Source organism: Bradyrhizobium sp. AZCC 1721, assembly GCF_036924715.1.
GTDB lineage: Bacteria > Pseudomonadota > Alphaproteobacteria > Rhizobiales > Xanthobacteraceae > Bradyrhizobium.
Genome location: NZ_JAZHSB010000001.1, coordinates 6095383 through 6110508, shown reverse-complemented (window position 1 = coordinate 6110508; position 15126 = coordinate 6095383). Strand labels below are relative to the sequence as shown.

General features: G+C 62.7%; 12 protein-coding genes. 3 read left to right on the top strand and 9 right to left on the bottom strand.

Annotated elements, in window-relative coordinates; all coding sequences use genetic code 11:
* Window positions 1-185: 185 nt before the first annotated feature.
* From mdlC to V1273_RS29150, 4 genes are all read right to left on the bottom strand, one after another.
* The gene (mdlC, locus tag V1273_RS29165; protein WP_334411687.1) at window positions 186-1814 is read right to left on the bottom strand and encodes a benzoylformate decarboxylase; all 1629 of its coding nucleotides are present in this window, start codon (window positions 1812-1814) and stop codon (window positions 186-188) included.
* A gap of 120 nt (window positions 1815-1934) precedes the next feature.
* The gene (locus V1273_RS29160) at window positions 1935-2786 is read right to left on the bottom strand and encodes an FAS1-like dehydratase domain-containing protein (RefSeq protein ID WP_334411686.1); all 852 of its coding nucleotides are present in this window, start codon (window positions 2784-2786) and stop codon (window positions 1935-1937) included.
* Window positions 2783-3913, bottom strand: coding sequence for a CaiB/BaiF CoA transferase family protein (locus V1273_RS29155; protein WP_334411685.1), 1131 nt, complete (start codon window positions 3911-3913; stop codon window positions 2783-2785). The genes V1273_RS29160 and V1273_RS29155 overlap by 4 nt, the downstream gene beginning before the upstream one ends.
* A gap of 9 nt (window positions 3914-3922) precedes the next feature.
* Complete coding sequence (locus tag V1273_RS29150) at window positions 3923-5089, bottom strand: acyl-CoA dehydrogenase family protein (RefSeq protein WP_334380314.1); 1167 nt, start codon at window positions 5087-5089, stop codon at window positions 3923-3925.
* A 128-nt stretch (window positions 5090-5217) separates the two neighbouring features.
* Between V1273_RS29150 and V1273_RS29145 the strand changes: the two genes are divergently transcribed.
* The gene (locus V1273_RS29145) at window positions 5218-6141 is read left to right on the top strand and encodes a LysR family transcriptional regulator (RefSeq protein WP_334411684.1); all 924 of its coding nucleotides are present in this window, start codon (window positions 5218-5220) and stop codon (window positions 6139-6141) included.
* A 390-nt stretch (window positions 6142-6531) separates the two neighbouring features.
* A complete protein-coding gene (locus V1273_RS29140; protein WP_334364802.1) occupies window positions 6532-7752 on the top strand; it encodes an ABC transporter substrate-binding protein in 1221 nt (406 codons plus the stop codon).
* A gap of 453 nt (window positions 7753-8205) precedes the next feature.
* Here the strand turns inward: V1273_RS29140 and V1273_RS29130 are convergent, their stop codons facing one another.
* Together V1273_RS29130 and V1273_RS29125 are read right to left on the bottom strand one after the other, a co-directional pair.
* A complete protein-coding gene (locus V1273_RS29130) occupies window positions 8206-8994 on the bottom strand; it encodes an SRPBCC family protein (RefSeq protein WP_334411683.1) in 789 nt (262 codons plus the stop codon).
* 11 nt (window positions 8995-9005) lie between these two features.
* On the bottom strand, window positions 9006-9608 hold the full coding sequence (locus tag V1273_RS29125) for a helix-turn-helix domain-containing protein (RefSeq protein ID WP_334411682.1): 603 nt from the start codon (window positions 9606-9608) through the stop codon (window positions 9006-9008).
* 525 nt (window positions 9609-10133) lie between these two features.
* On the opposite strand from V1273_RS29125, the gene V1273_RS29120 reads away from it, so the two are divergent.
* Window positions 10134-10436, top strand: coding sequence for a hypothetical protein (locus V1273_RS29120; RefSeq protein WP_334411680.1), 303 nt, complete (start codon window positions 10134-10136; stop codon window positions 10434-10436).
* Between the two features lie 160 nt (window positions 10437-10596).
* Here the strand turns inward: V1273_RS29120 and V1273_RS29115 are convergent, their stop codons facing one another.
* From V1273_RS29115 to V1273_RS29105, 3 genes are all read right to left on the bottom strand, one after another.
* Complete coding sequence (locus V1273_RS29115) at window positions 10597-12066, bottom strand: FAD-dependent monooxygenase (protein ID WP_334412285.1); 1470 nt, start codon at window positions 12064-12066, stop codon at window positions 10597-10599.
* 329 nt (window positions 12067-12395) lie between these two features.
* Window positions 12396-13670, bottom strand: a complete 1275-nt coding sequence (locus V1273_RS29110) for a cytochrome P450 (RefSeq protein WP_334411679.1) — start codon at window positions 13668-13670, stop codon at window positions 12396-12398.
* Between the two features lie 32 nt (window positions 13671-13702).
* Window positions 13703-14974 (bottom strand): cytochrome P450, encoded by a 1272-nt coding sequence (locus V1273_RS29105; RefSeq protein ID WP_334411678.1) that lies wholly within the window; start codon window positions 14972-14974, stop codon window positions 13703-13705.
* Window positions 14975-15126 lie beyond the last annotated feature (152 nt).

Genomic DNA, 15126 nt, shown 5'->3' with positions numbered 1-15126 from the left:
GCCCAGCGACGCAGGATCGCCCCATGCGCTGATCGCTGCGGCGCGTCGGGCCTAGCTCTTCCGCGCGGCCGCAATGGTCCATCCACGTCATTGCGAGCGAAGCGAAGCAATCCATCTCACCGCACGAGGAGAGATGGATTGCTTCGTCGCGTTGCTCCTCGCAATGACGTGGCGAAAGGCGTGCCTCACCCCTTCTGCGCGTAGAGCAGGGGAACGGCGGAATCGACCATCACCTCGATCAGGCTGACGCCGTCACAAGAGAGCCCGTAGCTGAGCGCGCCCGCGAGTTCGGATGATTTCGTCACCCGCACGGCGTGGCAGCCCATGCCTTCCGCGAGTTTCACGAAATCGATGCCGGGTAGCTCGAGCCCCGGCACATTGCGCACCTGCATGACCTGGCTGAACGAGCGCATCGCGCCGTAGCCGGCGTTGTTGATGACTACCACGGTGAGCGGCAGCCTGCGCTGCGCCGCGGTCCACAGCGCCTGGATCGAATACATCGCCGAGCCGTCGCCGATCAGGCAGACGGTGCGGACGCCGGGGCGTCCGAGCGCGATGCCGACCGCGGCAGGCAGGCTGTAGCCGAGGCCGCCGCTCGCCATGGTGTAAAAACTGTCCTGGCCGCGCATCGGCATGAACTTTTGCATCGCCGGGCGGTGCGAGGGCGCTTCCTCCACCAGTGCTGCATTGTCGGGCATGGCTTGCGAGAGCTGATACAGCAGGAATTCGACCGGGAGCGGATCGGCCGCCGCTGGCGCCGGCGGCAGCACGCGGCCCGCCGGCATCTCGCGCGCGGTTTCGGGCAAGAGGTCGAGCAACATCGAAAGCGCCGGCTTCATGGTCGCGATGATGCTGGCGCCCGACGGCGTGACCGCGGCCGCATCCGGATCGTCGGTGACCTGGAAGATCGTGGTGGCGCCATCGAAGATCGGAGCATGGCCCTCGACATGGAAGGTGAACACCGGCGCGCCGATCACGACCACGAGGTCATGCTCGCGCAGCGCGTCCGATAGCTGTCCCGGCGAGGCGTGCAGGAAGCCCGCAAATTGCGGATGACGTTCCGGAAAGGCGCAGCGCGCCGAGAACGGGCTGACCCAGACGGCAGCCTTCGCCTTCTCCGCCACCGACACCATCAGATCGACGGCCTCGGCGCGGTCGACGGCCGGGCCGACGACGAAGGCGGGGCGTTTGCTGGCTGCGAGCGCTGCGACCAGCGCTCTCATCGCTTGCGGGTCGGGGCCGAGCTCGCGGCTGATGTGGCGGGCCTCGACCGGCTGAGTCGGGCGTGTCCAGTCGTCGATCGGAATCGAAACGAAGGTCGGCCCGCAGGGCGGCTGCATCGCGACGTAATAGGCGCGCGCGATCGCTGCCGGCACATCTTCGGCGCGGGCCGGCTCGACGCTGTATTTGACGTAGGGGCGCGGGAATTCGGAGGCTCGCTCGGCATAGAGAAAAGCCTGCAGCGGCAGGATCGAGCGCGCCTGCTGGCCTGCGGTGATGACCAGCGGCGTCTGGTTGCGATGGGCGGTGTAGATATTGCCGAGCGCATTGCCGACGCCGGCGCCGGAATGCAAATTGACGAAACCGGCATTGCGGGTCGCCTGCGCATAACCATCGGCCATGCCGACGACGGAAGCCTCCTGCAGGCCGAGCACGTAGTCGATGTCGTCGGGCCAGTCGCTGAGGAAGGGCAGTTCGGTGGAGCCGGGATTGCCGAACACGCGCTTGATGCCGAACGCGCGCAGCAGGCCGAAGGTGGCGTCCTTGACGGTGAGGGAGGCGGCGGCGGCTTTGGCTGGTTTGCGAGACGACATCAGGTGATTCCCATTGTATCTAGCTTTCCGTCATTGCGAGCGAAGCGAAGCAATCCATGCTTCAACGCGGGGACAGATGGATTGCTTCGTCGCTGCGCTCCTCGCAATGACGGTGAATTATCACCACACAGCCGTGCCCTTCATCGTCGGCTGTCCCTCCGCGTTCGCGATCCACAGCTCCATACCGGCGTGGGTTTCATTGGCGTTGATCGAGAACTCGCCGCCTTCGAACAGCGGCTGCACGCCGCGATAGCTGAACTTCTTCGGCGCCGAGTCGCCGTGCAGCTTGGCGGCGAACTCGACGAGCAGGGCGGCCTGCAGCGGGCCGTGGAAGATCAGGCCCGGATAACCCTCGACCTTGGTGGCGTAGTCGCGGTCGTAATGAATGCGGTGGCCGTTGAAGGTCAGTGCCGAGTAGCGAAACAGCAGCACGGGATCGCTGACATGGGTTTCGCGATGCCGTGCGACCGGTGGCGGAGCGGCTTTCGGCGGCGAAGCGGGGGCAGCGCTCCCCATGTCGCGATAGACGATGTCCTGCCGTTCGCGGATGGCAACCCCGCGCGGCGTCGTGATGGTGTGTTCGACGGAAACGAAGCACAGCACGCCTGTCGAGCCGGTCTTCATCGTCACGTCTGAAATGCGCGATGTGCGCGTCGATTCATCGCCGACGCGCAACGGTTGGAGGAATTCGATTTCGCCGCCGGCCCACATCCGGCGCGGCAGCGGCACCGGCGGCAGGAAGCCGCCGCGGGTCGGGTGGCCGTCGGGACCGAGCTGCGACATCGGAAATACCGGCTGCGCCAGGCACCAATGCGTGGTCCACGGCGCGGCATCGCCGGGCTTCGGGTCGCCGATGTCCTGAAATAGCGTCGCGCGCAGGCCCTTCACGAGTTGCGCGGTGACGATGTCTGACGCTTCCGCGCTGCGGCCGATCCATTGGCGCAAATGATCGAGGTTGAGGGCTTCGGTCATGGCTGGCGGCTCTTGTTACGGGGAGCTTTGGGAAGTTCGACGTGATCGCCGATGGCGGGCACCGCGCCATAGTGCCGTTCCTCGCCGACGAAGATCGCGGCGGGGGCGGCGTAACTCACCTTGCCGTTCGGCGTGTCGACCTCGATGCGGCGCAGATGTGGATGCACCGAGAGGTCGGCCATGCTGTTGACCTCGGCGAAGGCGATGTCGGCGTCGTCCAGGCGCTTCAGGAGTTCGGCGCGCATCATCGCGGCAAAACTGTCGGCGACCACCTTGTCGGTGAGCTGGCGGTTGCGCACGCGCTCGACCATGTTGGCAAAGCGCGGATCATTGGGCAGGTCGGGCTGATCCAGGACTTCCGCGCAGAGCTTCTTCCACTCGCGCTCGCTCTGGATCGAAATCAGAATGCCCTTGCCGTCCCTGGAATTGAACACGCCATAGGGCGCGATCGAGGGGTGGGCCAGCGCCATCCGCTTTGGCGGATTGCCGGCTTCCGAATTGATCAGCGGCACCGCCATCCAGTCCGCCATCACATCGAACATCGAGATCCGGATATCGGCGCCCCGGCCCGTGCGTCCCCGCGCAATCAGCGCCTCGAGGATCGCGGCATGCGCGGTGGCGCCGGTGGCGATATCGACGACGGAGATGCCGACGCGCGACGGGCCTTCGGGGCCGCCGGTGATCGAGGCAAGTCCGCTCTCGGCCTGGATCAAGAGATCGTAGGCCTTGCGATCGGCATAGGGGCCCTCGTCGCCATAGCCGGAGATGGTGCAGCAGATCAGCGCGGGATAATCCTTCTTCAGGCGCTCCAGCGAGAAGCCGAGCTTGTCCATCGAGCCGGGCTTGAGGTTCTGCAGCAGCACGTCAGCGCTTGCGATCAGCTCTTCGAGTTCAGCGCGGCCCTCTTTGGTGGCGAGGTCGATCACTTGCGAATTCTTGCCGCGGTTGAGCCAGACGAAATAGCTGCTCTGGCCCTTGGCGGCGGCGTCATAACCGCGGGCGAAATCGCCCTCGGGGCGTTCGACCTTGACGACATGCGCGCCGGCGTCCGCAAGCCTGGAGCTGCAGAACGGGGCTGCAACCGCCTGTTCGACGGAGACGACGATCAATCCCTCTAACGGCAGCATCTTCTGTTCTCAGTAGGAGCGGGGCATGCCGAGCACGTGCTCGGCGACGTAGGACAGGATCAGATTGGTCGAGATCGGCGCGACTTGATAGAGCCGCGTTTCGCGGAACTTGCGCTCGACGTCGTATTCTTCCGCAAAGCCGAACCCGCCATGGGTCTGCACGCATGCGTTCGCCGCCTCCCACGACGCATCCGCCGCCAGCATCTTGGCCATGTTGGCCTCGGCGCCGCAATCGAGCCCGGCCTCGTATTTGCGGGTGGCTTCCTTCACCATCAATTCCGCCGCACGCATCGCGGCGTAGGCTTTTGCAATCGGAAACTGGATGCCTTGGTTCTGGCCGATCGGACGGCCGAACACGGCGCGCTCCTTGGCATAGGCGGTGGCTTTTGCAATGAACCATTTGGCGTCGCCGATGCATTCGGCCGCAATGAGAATGCGCTCGGCGTTCATGCCGGAGAGGATGTAGCGAAAACCCTTGCCCTCGTCGCCGATCAGGTTTTCGGCCGGCACCCGCATGTCCGTGAAGAACACTTCGGTCGTGGCGTGGTTCATCATGGTTCTGATAGGGCGGATCTCCAGGCCCTTGCCCTTGACCTCGCGCATGTCGACGATGAACACGGAAAGACCATCCGTGCGCTTCTTCGCCTGCTCCTTCGGCGTGGTGCGCGCGAGCAGGATCATCAGGTCGGAATGTTCGGCGCGGCTGGTCCAGATCTTCTGGCCGTTGACGATGTAGTGGTCGCCGTCGCGCCTGGCGACGGTCTTCAGCGAGGAGGTGTCGGTGCCGCTGGTCGGCTCGGTGACGCCGAAGGCCTGCAGCCGCAATTTTCCGCTAGCGATCCCGGGCAGGTATTTCGCCTTCTGCGCATCGCTGCCGTGCCGCAGCACGGTGCCCATCGTGTACATCTGGGCGTGGCAGCCGCCGCCGTTGCAGCCAGCACGCTGGATCTCTTCCAGGATCGCGGCCGCGGCCGACAGCTTCAGCCCGGAGCCGCCATATTCCTCGGGGATCAGCACGGAGAGGTACCCGGCCTCGGTGAGCGCATCGACGAACTCCTTCGGATACGCCATCTGGCGATCGAGCTTGCGCCAGTATTCGCCGGGGAACTGGGCGCAGAGTTTTGCGACGGCGTCGCGGATGTCGTGGAATTCGTCTTGTTGTTCTTGTGCGGTCATTGGGTTTTCTGGCGATGGATGCGGGTTGATGTCAATTGCTTAAGGACGCGGAACGTTGTGAAACGGCGGCTGGGCACCTATGCTGAATTGTTATAGCGTATGAACCTGCCTTCGAAGATTGGCAAGTAATGGATATCCGGCAGCTCAGGACCTTCAGTTGCGTGGCGGAGCTCGGCAGCCTCAGCAAGGCCTCCGATACGCTGCGGGTGGCGCAGCCGGCGCTGAGCCGCCAGATCAAGCTGCTCGAACATGAATTGCGGGCCGAGCTGTTCACGCGGAACGGCCGCGGCATGGTGCTGACCGACGCCGGCCGGCTGCTGCTGGCGCGCACTGCGGGGATCGTCCGGCAGATCGACCAGGTGCGCGACGAGATCCAGTCCGCCGGCGGCCCGCCCTCGGGCCGGGTGGTGCTCGGGCTGGTGCCGACCGTGAGCTACGTGATTTCGGCGCGGCTCGCCCGGCGCACGGTCGACAAGTATCCGGGCATCTCGCTCTGCATCGTCGAAAGCTATAGCGGCCATCTGACGGAATGGCTGCACCGCGGCGAGATGGACCTGGCGCTGATCTACGGGCCATCGAGCGACCTGCATCTTTCCGTGCAAAGCCTCGGCCGCGATCCCATCGTCGCCGTCGGGCCGCGCGGCAGCGGGCTGTCCGAGAGGAAGCAGGTCGATATCGGCTGGCTGCTGCGGCAGCGCCTCGTGCTGCCCAGTCATTCGCATGGGCTCCGCGCGCTGATCGAGCAGGCGGCGGCGAAGAAGAAAATCAAGCTCGACGTCAAGCTGGAGGCCGATTCCTTCCGCGTGCTGACCAGCCTTGTCGAGGAAGGGCTGGGGTACACGCTGCTGCCGCCGTCCTCGGTGCGCCACGAGGTCGCCAGCGGCCGGCTGGAAACCGCGGCGATAGCAAAACCGTCGCCGATGCGCGAACTGACCCTTGCGTCTCCCATCGATCATCCCGGCTCGACTGCGATTGCGCTAGTCACCGAATTGCTCCGCGACGAACTGATCGCCTGCCGCGAAGAGGGCCTCTGGGACATCAAGCTCGCCTGAGCCGATGCGAGGGCCTGCGTAGTGGCTTAGAACAAAACAGCCGGGTGCGGCATTCCCATCTGGCTACTTCTGTCATGCCGCAATTGTATAGGGGCGGCGGGGCAGCCTGCTGGCACTAACCGTCGCAAAGGGCTTTTTTCGGCTGATGCATCGCAACCACACGACGGCTTTTGCCGAGCAGTCAGCCTGACGCCATTGTTCCTGTCACCGCTTTGTTCGCAGGCAATTGATCGAAATGACCGCTTCTGGCAATTGCAGCCCTCGCGGAGCCTCATAAGATGCCCGAGCAGCCGATCCCCCACCGGGAAGTGGCTGGTCATGGATTCAGATCAAGCGATTAACTCAGCAGACTTGAAATCTGACGCCCCTGTCTCAGGTGGAGTTCCTGCCATGAACACGCTCCTCCGGATCCTGCTGGCGATCGTTGTAGCCGTTGCCTCGCTGGGCGCAATTTCGGAGCGGCTGCGGCTGGAGGGGGTGACCGATGACGAAATCCGCATCGGCAATCTCATGCCCTATAGCGGGAGCCTCGAGATCTTCGGGGCGATCGGCAAGGCCGAAGCAGCCTATTTCGAGATGCTCAACGCGCGCGGTGGCATCAACGGCCGCAAGGTGCGGTTCATCTCCTACGACGACAAATCCGATCCTGCTTCCGCCCTTAGCCTGACGCGCAAGCTCGTCGAGGAAGACAACGTGCTTCTAATGTTCGGCTCGTTCGGAACGCCGGGCAATTTTGCGGTCCGCAAATATCTCAACGAACGCCAGCTTCCCCAACTGTTCGTTGCTTCCGGAGACGATCATCTCAGCGATCCCTCGCTGTTTCCATGGACCATGGGCTGGCAGCCCTCGTTCCGGGAGGAGGGACGCATCTACGCCAACTACATTCAGGCGTTCTATCCGGGCAAGCGGATCGTCGTTCTCTGGCAGAACGATCATTTCGGCCGGGAGGTCATCAAGGGGATGGAGGACGGCCTCGGTCCCGTCGCGCGGATGATCAGGGTCGGTATCGCCTATGATCTCAGGGATGAACATCTGGATACGCATGTATCGATCCTGAAGCGATCGGGCGCCGAAATTCTCGTGTTCGCGGGCGTACCCGAAAACGCCGCAAAAGTTATCCGCCTGGCGGCGAGCCTCGACTGGCGTCCCGTGTTCATCATGAATCAGATGGCCTCCTCAATCGGGACAGGGCTGAAACCCGCGGGTCTCGAGAACGCGGTGGGCGTGACTACCGCTGCCTATCTGAAGGACGCCAACGATCCGGCCTGGAAGGACGACCAGTCTGGCGCCGACTGGCAGTCGTTCCTGGAAAACTATCGTCGCGCCGGCGGCCATGACGAAAGCGCCGCCATGTTCGGCTACGCAGCCGCCGAGACTCTGGCGCAGGTGCTCAGGCAGTGCGGCGATGATCTATCGCGCGAGAACGTCATGAAACAGGCCGCGGCGCTGAAGGATTATCAGGGCTCCGTTCTGCTGCCCGGCATCAAGATCAGCACCGGTCCCTGGAATTTCCGGCCGATCAAGCATATGCGGCTCGTTCAGTTCGACGGCCGCACCTGGCAGCCGATCGGCGACGTCCTCGAAACCGCGTTTGCCAGCACGGACAAGTAGCAAGCGCCCACGATTCTTGCCGCCTCCTTCGAGTCGGAAATGGTTCGGCCGGGTGCGCGCTCAGTCCCGGCACGCTTTATCAGCTACTCAACGGGCGAGTTCATCGATGATCCATTGACCGTAGATCTCATGTACAGCTGCGTGATGCAGAATGTGCAGTCTGATGAACCCGGTAAGCAGATCTTTGAACTGCATGTCTCGTTTATCGAATTTCGTAATTGGAACGCGCGCCGGCTGGGACCACGTTCCGGCCGGGTTCATTCAATGCTCGCCCATTTACGATCACGCAACGTTGGAAGCGCAGCGCCGCGGATGGCCGGTAATAAGACTGCAAGGCACGCATCTTCACCCGACACTGGAGCCGGCCGAGACCATGCTCGCCATCCTATCCATGTCGCGCCAACTTGCTAACGCCGCTTAGTGGCTTGCCGGAATGGCCATCACCGTCAGCCGCTACGTCTGTGGTGGAAATTGACGATCAAGCCAACGCCGCCAATCGGCCTCGACCTGATTGGCCACGGCGCGCCCGGCGTCTCCGTAGAGGTAGAGACGGACCGTCAGCAGAATCGGCCCTCCGATCGGCATGGCAAAGAGATGTGCGATGCCGGGTGCGGGATGTTCGAGCCGCAATTGCAGCCCTGGCCATTGCGGAGGACTGACATTCTCTACGATGCCGCGTAGCTCTGGCACTCCAGCCGGTGTCGCAAAGCGTGCACCGGCGCTTGCGTCAGCCAATCCGAGCGGGCCGACCAGGCGGCTCCAGGCATCGCGCTCGTTCGACATCGCGGAAAGCGCCACGGTCGTCGACTGTTGCCCACGGAATTGCTCCAGATAGAGCCGCAGGTTCTGGAAGAACGCGATCCAGCCGTAGCTGTGTCCCTCGAACTGGCCATCCCAATCGTCCGTATTGGCGAACCAGCTATGAACGACCCGGACCACACATGTGCCGTCGTCCTTGGCTTCGACGGTCCACTCGGTGGCCACCGTGCCAGGTCCTCCCTCTGCTTCGGCGACGAAACGCTTGGCCGGCTCCCAAGCGGTGATCTTAGCCTCGGAATCCATTCCCGGGCCAAAGCTCGATTTGGTATTGCCGCCGACTTTCTCGTCCAACGTCGTCGGCACAAACCACGACGAGATGCCGGGACCTGTCGCGATCGCCTGCCACACCTCTTCGGGTGTGCCGGGGACCTCAACCTTGGCTTCGACGCTGCGACGGCCAGACGGTTCCTTCTTTACGGGCATGGTCCGTCCTTTCAGTGAGACGTTTGAGGCAAGGGATGAGACACGATCACCAATCGATGGTTACGGCCGCCCGAAGCGCTCGCATCGTGGTAGCGGCTGACCAACTCGGTGATGGCTTGTATCAGCTCGCGCGTGAACGCGGCGCGGGCGGCGGGGGAGGCGAAGCGAATCTCTGTATCGATCGACAAGGTCGCAAGCTGCTTGTCGGCTTTCCGCGCACGTTTCCAGAGATCGCCGACCTCGCGAACGATCCGGGCGCCGAGTGCAATCAGATAGCTGGCCGCGAGCTGATCCTTGCTGCGCTTCGGATCGGCTGCGACCGCGCCTAACGCCTCTGGCGAAACAACGAACGACTTGGCCGATAACACCAATAGCCGCTCGGTCAATCCGCCCCACTGCCGTTCGTCCGCGACCTCGACCAACCTGCAGGCTTCGAGCGCGCGCAAATGATAGTTCACCTTCTGACGAGGCAGTCCCAGGCGCGTCGCCAGGATCGCCGCCGACGCGGGCTCTGCAAGTTCGGCCAACAACGCGCTTCGAATAGGGTCAAGGGCAGCAACTGCAACCGCCGGATCGCTGATCACTTCGATATCGAGCATGGCGGTAACGTACATTGACAAATTTTTTTGTCAAGCGCGGCAGTTGCGTTCAGTCGCAGTTCCTACCCGACGCGACTGTGCATTCTCATCCGAATGGAGTTGTCGAACCTGCGCAAGCGAGATGGCGATGCTTTTCCTGGCACAAGGGGAATCGAACGCCGTCGGCGGCGATGTCCGCATTCGAGGGTCACACGGACATAGGATAGGGCAGGGCCGAGCTCGCTTGTGCCCCCAAATCGGACATCCAGCCAACGAACTTCCTTGGTCTTGAATTGGTCCTACATTTCTAGGAGCCATGGGGGCTGTCCGTATTTATCCCCGGTTGTCCTAGTTGAAGCCGGAGTGTCCGTTAACAAATGGATAGTTTGTTAACGTCCGCGACCTAGAATTGTCTTCATGAAGAAAATCCTACTCGTGCTTGTCGGTTTCGTGCTGCTCCTCCCAACGGTTTTAATCGCGGCTATTCTTCGGATTACCCACGATGGTGGGCGCGATCTTCGCCTTCATAAAGGCAGATAAACTCTATCAGGACCGCCTCAGTTGACTAACGCAGTGATCATTTGGGTTTGGGGGCTCGTCTTTTTCTTCGCCGCCATCCCCGGCGCGGTATTGGGCTGGATCATCGGAGCATTGTTCGGCTCATGGACTGGCGCAACGTCATCACTTGCCGTTTCGGTCATTGCAGGGGTCATAGCCGCGGAGAAAATCTATCCAGGGTCACTCAACGCGATGAGTGTCGGCGTCTTCTATGCATACTATTATCCCATGTTTTTCGTTCCGCCGTTCCTAGCAGCCATGCTGCTCGGAGTGTGGATCAGCAATCTCACTTCAAGGGCCCGATAGAAGCTTAAGGCCGCCCTCAAGCGCCATAGCGCCTATAAGGCCCGCTGTTGGCCCCAAGTCTACGTTGCGGGCGAACCAGATGATCTCAGCTTTCGATTCAGGGGCGGACATGGGCGGGCCAGCCCGCGGATCAGCGAGAGGCCCGGCAAAACCCTTGCGGCTACGTTGCGGCAGGTGGTCCGAACCAGGTCGTTAGCGCCTCAGTGAGCCCGAACTCAGTTTGGTCCCCCACCCAGGCGACATATCCGTCTGGCCTGATCAACACGGCGGTGGGCGCAGCAACTACGCCGATTGCCGGCAGCTCCCACGCACCAGCATATTCGGCGCTGATCAGTTGGACCCGGTCCGCCCACGGCGTGATGTCGATGCGGTCGGGATGACCGAGGTCGAGCAGCACGGGGCGGGCACCGTGCAGCAGAGTGAACACTCGCAGCGGACCGTCGGCGGTGACCAGGTCGAGATCAGGCATGCGGCGTCCGAGTAGCGGATGTCCCTCGCCGAGGTCGTAACGGATGTCCAGACCGGACATCATCGCGGCGAAGCGTTTGCGGGGCTCGTCCATGCCGAGGAGTTCGGACATGGTGTCCTGCAAGGCCTTCACGCGGTCGTCCGGGCGACGCATCAGCGCGACTTGCGCCATCGTGTTGCGCAGCACGCGGGCACCGACCGGGTGACGCTCGGCGTGATAGGTATCCAGCAGGCTTTCCGGTGACGTCTGCTTGACCACCTGCGCCAGCTTCCATCCCAGATTCACGGCATCCTGCACGCCGATGTTGAGGCCCTGTCCTCCCGCGGGATAGTGCACATGCGCGGCATCGCCAGCCAGCAGCACGCGTCCCTTGCGGTAGGACGCCGCCTGCCGGGTCATGTCGGTGAATCTGGAGATCGAGGTCGGACTGTGGATCCCGTAGTCGGTCCCGAAGACAGCGATGAGCGCTTCGCTGAGATCGCGCAAGGTGGGTTCGCTGGTGGATCCCAGGTGCTGCTCGGTCACCATGACCCGCACCGGCCCGCCATCCTCCAGCCTGCTCAGGCCATGAAGGCCGCGGGCGTCGTGGCGGATGCCCCATTCTGCCTCCCCGGCAATCTCAACCTCGGCGATCAGGTGGCTCGTTGTCGGATCCCAGCCAGGGAAGTCGATGCCGGCCGCTTTGCGGATCAGACTGCGTCCGCCATCGCAGCCGACGAGATACTTCACCCGCAATGATTGGCCATCGGACAGCACGACGTCGACGCCAGTGTCGTCTTGCGCGAAATCCGTCACCTCACGTCCGCGATAGATCGGCACCGCCAGCTCCTCGACCCAGCTGGCGAGGATGCGCTCGATATGATTTTGCCACAGTGCGAGCCCGTAATTGTGCCGGGTGGGAAAGTCGCTGATGTCCAAACGGATCAAGGCGAAGCCTGCGACCTGGGCCACCTGTCCCTGCGAGAGAAACCGATCGGCGATTCCGCGCTGATCGAGCACCTCGATGGTGCGTGCGTGCAGACCGCCCGCGCGCGAGCCGACGAGCTCCTGGTCAGGGCGCCGCTCGACGATGGCAACGTCGATATCAGCCAACGCCAACTCGCCGGCCAACACCAGCCCTGTCGGGCCTCCGCCAACGATGACCACCGCATGCTCGCTCATCGCCAAACGCCGGTCGTTTCCGCGGCTGCGATCAACCCGGCCCTGCGCGATCGGCACGTCGACGGCAAATGCACTCATTTCGTGACCCCCGTAGGTTGTGGCTTCGGTCGGCGGTTCTACGGGATGACCGGGGTCTTGAAGCAAGCCCCTTGTGCGCTACATATTGAAGTGGGGGAAGACGGGTGTTCTGCTTTCCGGATATTTCCGGAAGACACAGCCAGCAGTGATCTCTGCCTGATCCACGATCATCAGGTTCGAATGTGGACGCCGCCTTTGGGCGGCTTTTTCTTTTGCGGCCTGTAGTGATCAGACGAGATTGCGCGCGCCGCTCACCCCGGAATGCGCACCGGCAACTGCTCGATGCCGCGCACGAAGCTTGAATAGACCCGCTTCGGCTCGCCGACCACCTCGATGCGGTCAAAACGCCTCAGCATTTCTTCCCACACGATCTTGAGCTGCAACTCGGCCAGCCGCATGCCGACGCAGCGGTGGATGCCGAAGCCGAACGACAGATGGGTGCGGGGACGGGCGCGGTCGATGATGAATTCGTCGGGCCGCTCGATGCCTTCTTCGTCACGGTTGCCGGAGACGTACCACATCACCACGCGGTCGCCCTTTTTGATCTTCTTGCCGCCGATCTCGGTGTCGACCAACGCGGTGCGGCGCATATGGGCGAGCGGCGTCTGCCAGCGGATCACTTCCGGCACCATGGAATCGATCAGCGCCGGATTGTCGCGCAGCTTCTGATACTGGTCGGGGTGCTCGTTCAACGCCAGCACCGAGCCGCTCATGGTGTTGCGCGTGGTGTCGTTGCCGCCGACGATCAAGAGGATGATGTTGCCCATCAGATTATCGGGGTCCATGTGCCGCGTCGCATCGCTGTGCGCCATCATCGACAGCAGGTCGTTCTTCGGCGGCGCGTTGACGCGCTCGTTCCACAGCTTCGAGAAATAGGCGTAGCATTCGTCCATCTCCCGGCGCCGCTGCTCGGGCGATTCCACCACGCCGCTCTTGGGCAGCGCGGTCGAGACGTCGGACCAGCGCGTCAGCTTGCGCCGCTCCTCCCAGGGGAAATCGAACAGCGTCGCCAGCATCTGCGTCGTCAGCTCGATCGAGACGCGCTCGACGAAGTTGAAGGTCTCGTTGCGCGGCAAATTGTCCAGCACCTTTTGCGAGCGCTCGCGGATCAATTTTGCCAATTCATCCAGATGCGTCGGCGTGAACATCGGCGACACCGTCTTGCGCTGCGCCGAGTGCCTGGGCTGGTCCATCGCGATGAAGCTCGGATAGTCGTAGCCGGGCGGCACGTCGCGGATCGAGATGCCGCCGAGCGTGGAATCGGAGGAGAAGATGCCGTGATTGGTGTCGACATGCATGATGTCGTTGTACTTGGTCACCGACCAATAGGGCTCGATCGGCGAATTCTCGCAGTAGTGAACCGGCTCTTCCTTGCGCAGCCGCTCGAACCACGGCCACAGCGTGTCGTTCTGGAAAAGTTTTGGCGCACCGGGATGAAAGTCCTTCAGCGGCGTCGAATAGGCCTCCTCGCGCGCGGCGCGCAGCAGCTCTTGTCGGTCGGCTCTGATGGCTGTTTGAACGTTCATTGTTCGATCATCCCGGGTGAGCGTGAGCGCGGCTAGGCGGCGATGCGGACCGGCAGGGTCTCGTAGCCCTTGACGAAACTCGAATATACCCGCTTCGGTTCGCCGATCACCTCAATATTATCGTACCGCTTGAGGATTTCTTCCCAGATAATCTTCAGTTGCAATTCCGCCAGCCTGATCCCGACGCAACGGTGGATGCCGAAACCAAAGGAAAGGTGGGTGCGGGGGCGGGCGCGGTCGATGATGAACTCGTAGGGACGCTCGATCACCTCCTCGTCGCGGTTGCCCGAGACGTACCACATCACGATCTTGTCGCCCTTCTTGATCTGACGCCCGCGGAATTCGATGTCTTCGAGCGCGGTGCGCCGCATATGCGCCAGCGGCGTCTGCCAGCGGATTACTTCGGGGACGAAGCTGTCGATCAGTTCGGGGTTGTCGCGGAGCTTCCGATACTGGTCCGGATTCTTGTTCAGCGCATAGACGCTCCCCGAGAGCGTGTTGCGCGTGGTGTCGTTGCCGCCGACGATCAGCAGGATCAGATTGCCGAGAAAATTCTTCGGGTCCATGTCGCGCGTAGCATCGCTATGCGCCATCATCGACAACAAATCGCTCTTCGGCGGCTGGTTGATGCGCTCCTTCCACAGTCTTGCGAAATAGGTCGCGCATTCCAACAGCTCGGCCTGCCGCTGGTCCTCGGTCTCGACCAGGCCGCCATGATGCGGAATCGTGGTTGCGATGTCGGACCATCGCGTCAGCTTGCGGCGGTCTTTCCAGGGGAAGTCGAACAACACGGCGAGCATCTGCGTGGTCAGCTCGATCGAGACCTGATCGACCCAGTCGAACGTTTCGTTCTTCGGAAGGTTGTCGAGGCATTCGGCGGAGCGCTTGCGGATGTTGATCGCGAGCTGGTCCAGGTGCGTCGGCGTGAACATCGGCGCCACCGTCTTGCGCTGCGCTGAGTGGCGCGGCTGGTCCATCGCGATGAAGCTTTCGCGGCGCAGGTCCGGCGCGACGTCGCGAATGGTGATGCCGCCAAGCGACGACGCCGAGGAGAACACCGCGTGGTTGGTCTCGACGTCCATGATGTCGTTGTACTTGGTTATCGACCAGTACGGCCCGAACATGCTGTCCCTGCAGTAATGCACCGGGTCGTCCCGGCGCAGCCGGTCGAAATACGGCCAGAATGAATCGTTTTGAAACAGTTCGGGATTGCCGACATCGAAATCCGCCAGCGGCATGGATTGAGCCGCATCGCGCGCGGCGCGCAGATGAGAATCTCCGGCGAGATCGATGGTTCCGTGCATGAGCCGCTCTCCCTGATTCCCCGTGCGAAGCGTGCCGAACGGGTGATGTTTTACCCTATTACATCCCGAGCCGTGCCCCGGCGCAAGGGCGAGTTGGGCGCATTTGGCCGCATCGCAGTGCCGGTTCGATCTTGGGCGGCGCGCGCGTATTT

Bases quoted from the DNA above. Each gene is read 5' to 3' on its own strand.
- V1273_RS29125 (WP_334411682.1), bottom strand. From the start codon at position 9,608: ATGTACGTTACCGCCATGCTCGATATCGAAGTGATCAGCGATCCGGCG.
- V1273_RS29160 (WP_334411686.1), bottom strand. From the start codon at position 2,786: ATGACCGAAGCCCTCAACCTCGATCATTTGCGCCAATGGATCGGCCGC.
- V1273_RS29140 (WP_334364802.1), top strand. From the start codon at position 6,532: ATGAACACGCTCCTCCGGATCCTGCTGGCGATCGTTGTAGCCGTTGCC.
- V1273_RS29105 (WP_334411678.1), bottom strand. From the start codon at position 14,974: ATGCACGGAACCATCGATCTCGCCGGAGATTCTCATCTGCGCGCCGCG.
- V1273_RS29115 (WP_334412285.1), bottom strand. From the start codon at position 12,066: ATGAGCGAGCATGCGGTGGTCATCGTTGGCGGAGGCCCGACAGGGCTG.
- mdlC (WP_334411687.1), bottom strand. From the start codon at position 1,814: ATGTCGTCTCGCAAACCAGCCAAAGCCGCCGCCGCCTCCCTCACCGTC.
- V1273_RS29130 (WP_334411683.1), bottom strand. From the start codon at position 8,994: ATGCCCGTAAAGAAGGAACCGTCTGGCCGTCGCAGCGTCGAAGCCAAG.
- V1273_RS29145 (WP_334411684.1), top strand. From the start codon at position 5,218: ATGGATATCCGGCAGCTCAGGACCTTCAGTTGCGTGGCGGAGCTCGGC.
- V1273_RS29110 (WP_334411679.1), bottom strand. From the start codon at position 13,670: ATGAACGTTCAAACAGCCATCAGAGCCGACCGACAAGAGCTGCTGCGC.
- V1273_RS29155 (WP_334411685.1), bottom strand. From the start codon at position 3,913: ATGCTGCCGTTAGAGGGATTGATCGTCGTCTCCGTCGAACAGGCGGTT.
- V1273_RS29150 (WP_334380314.1), bottom strand. From the start codon at position 5,089: ATGACCGCACAAGAACAACAAGACGAATTCCACGACATCCGCGACGCC.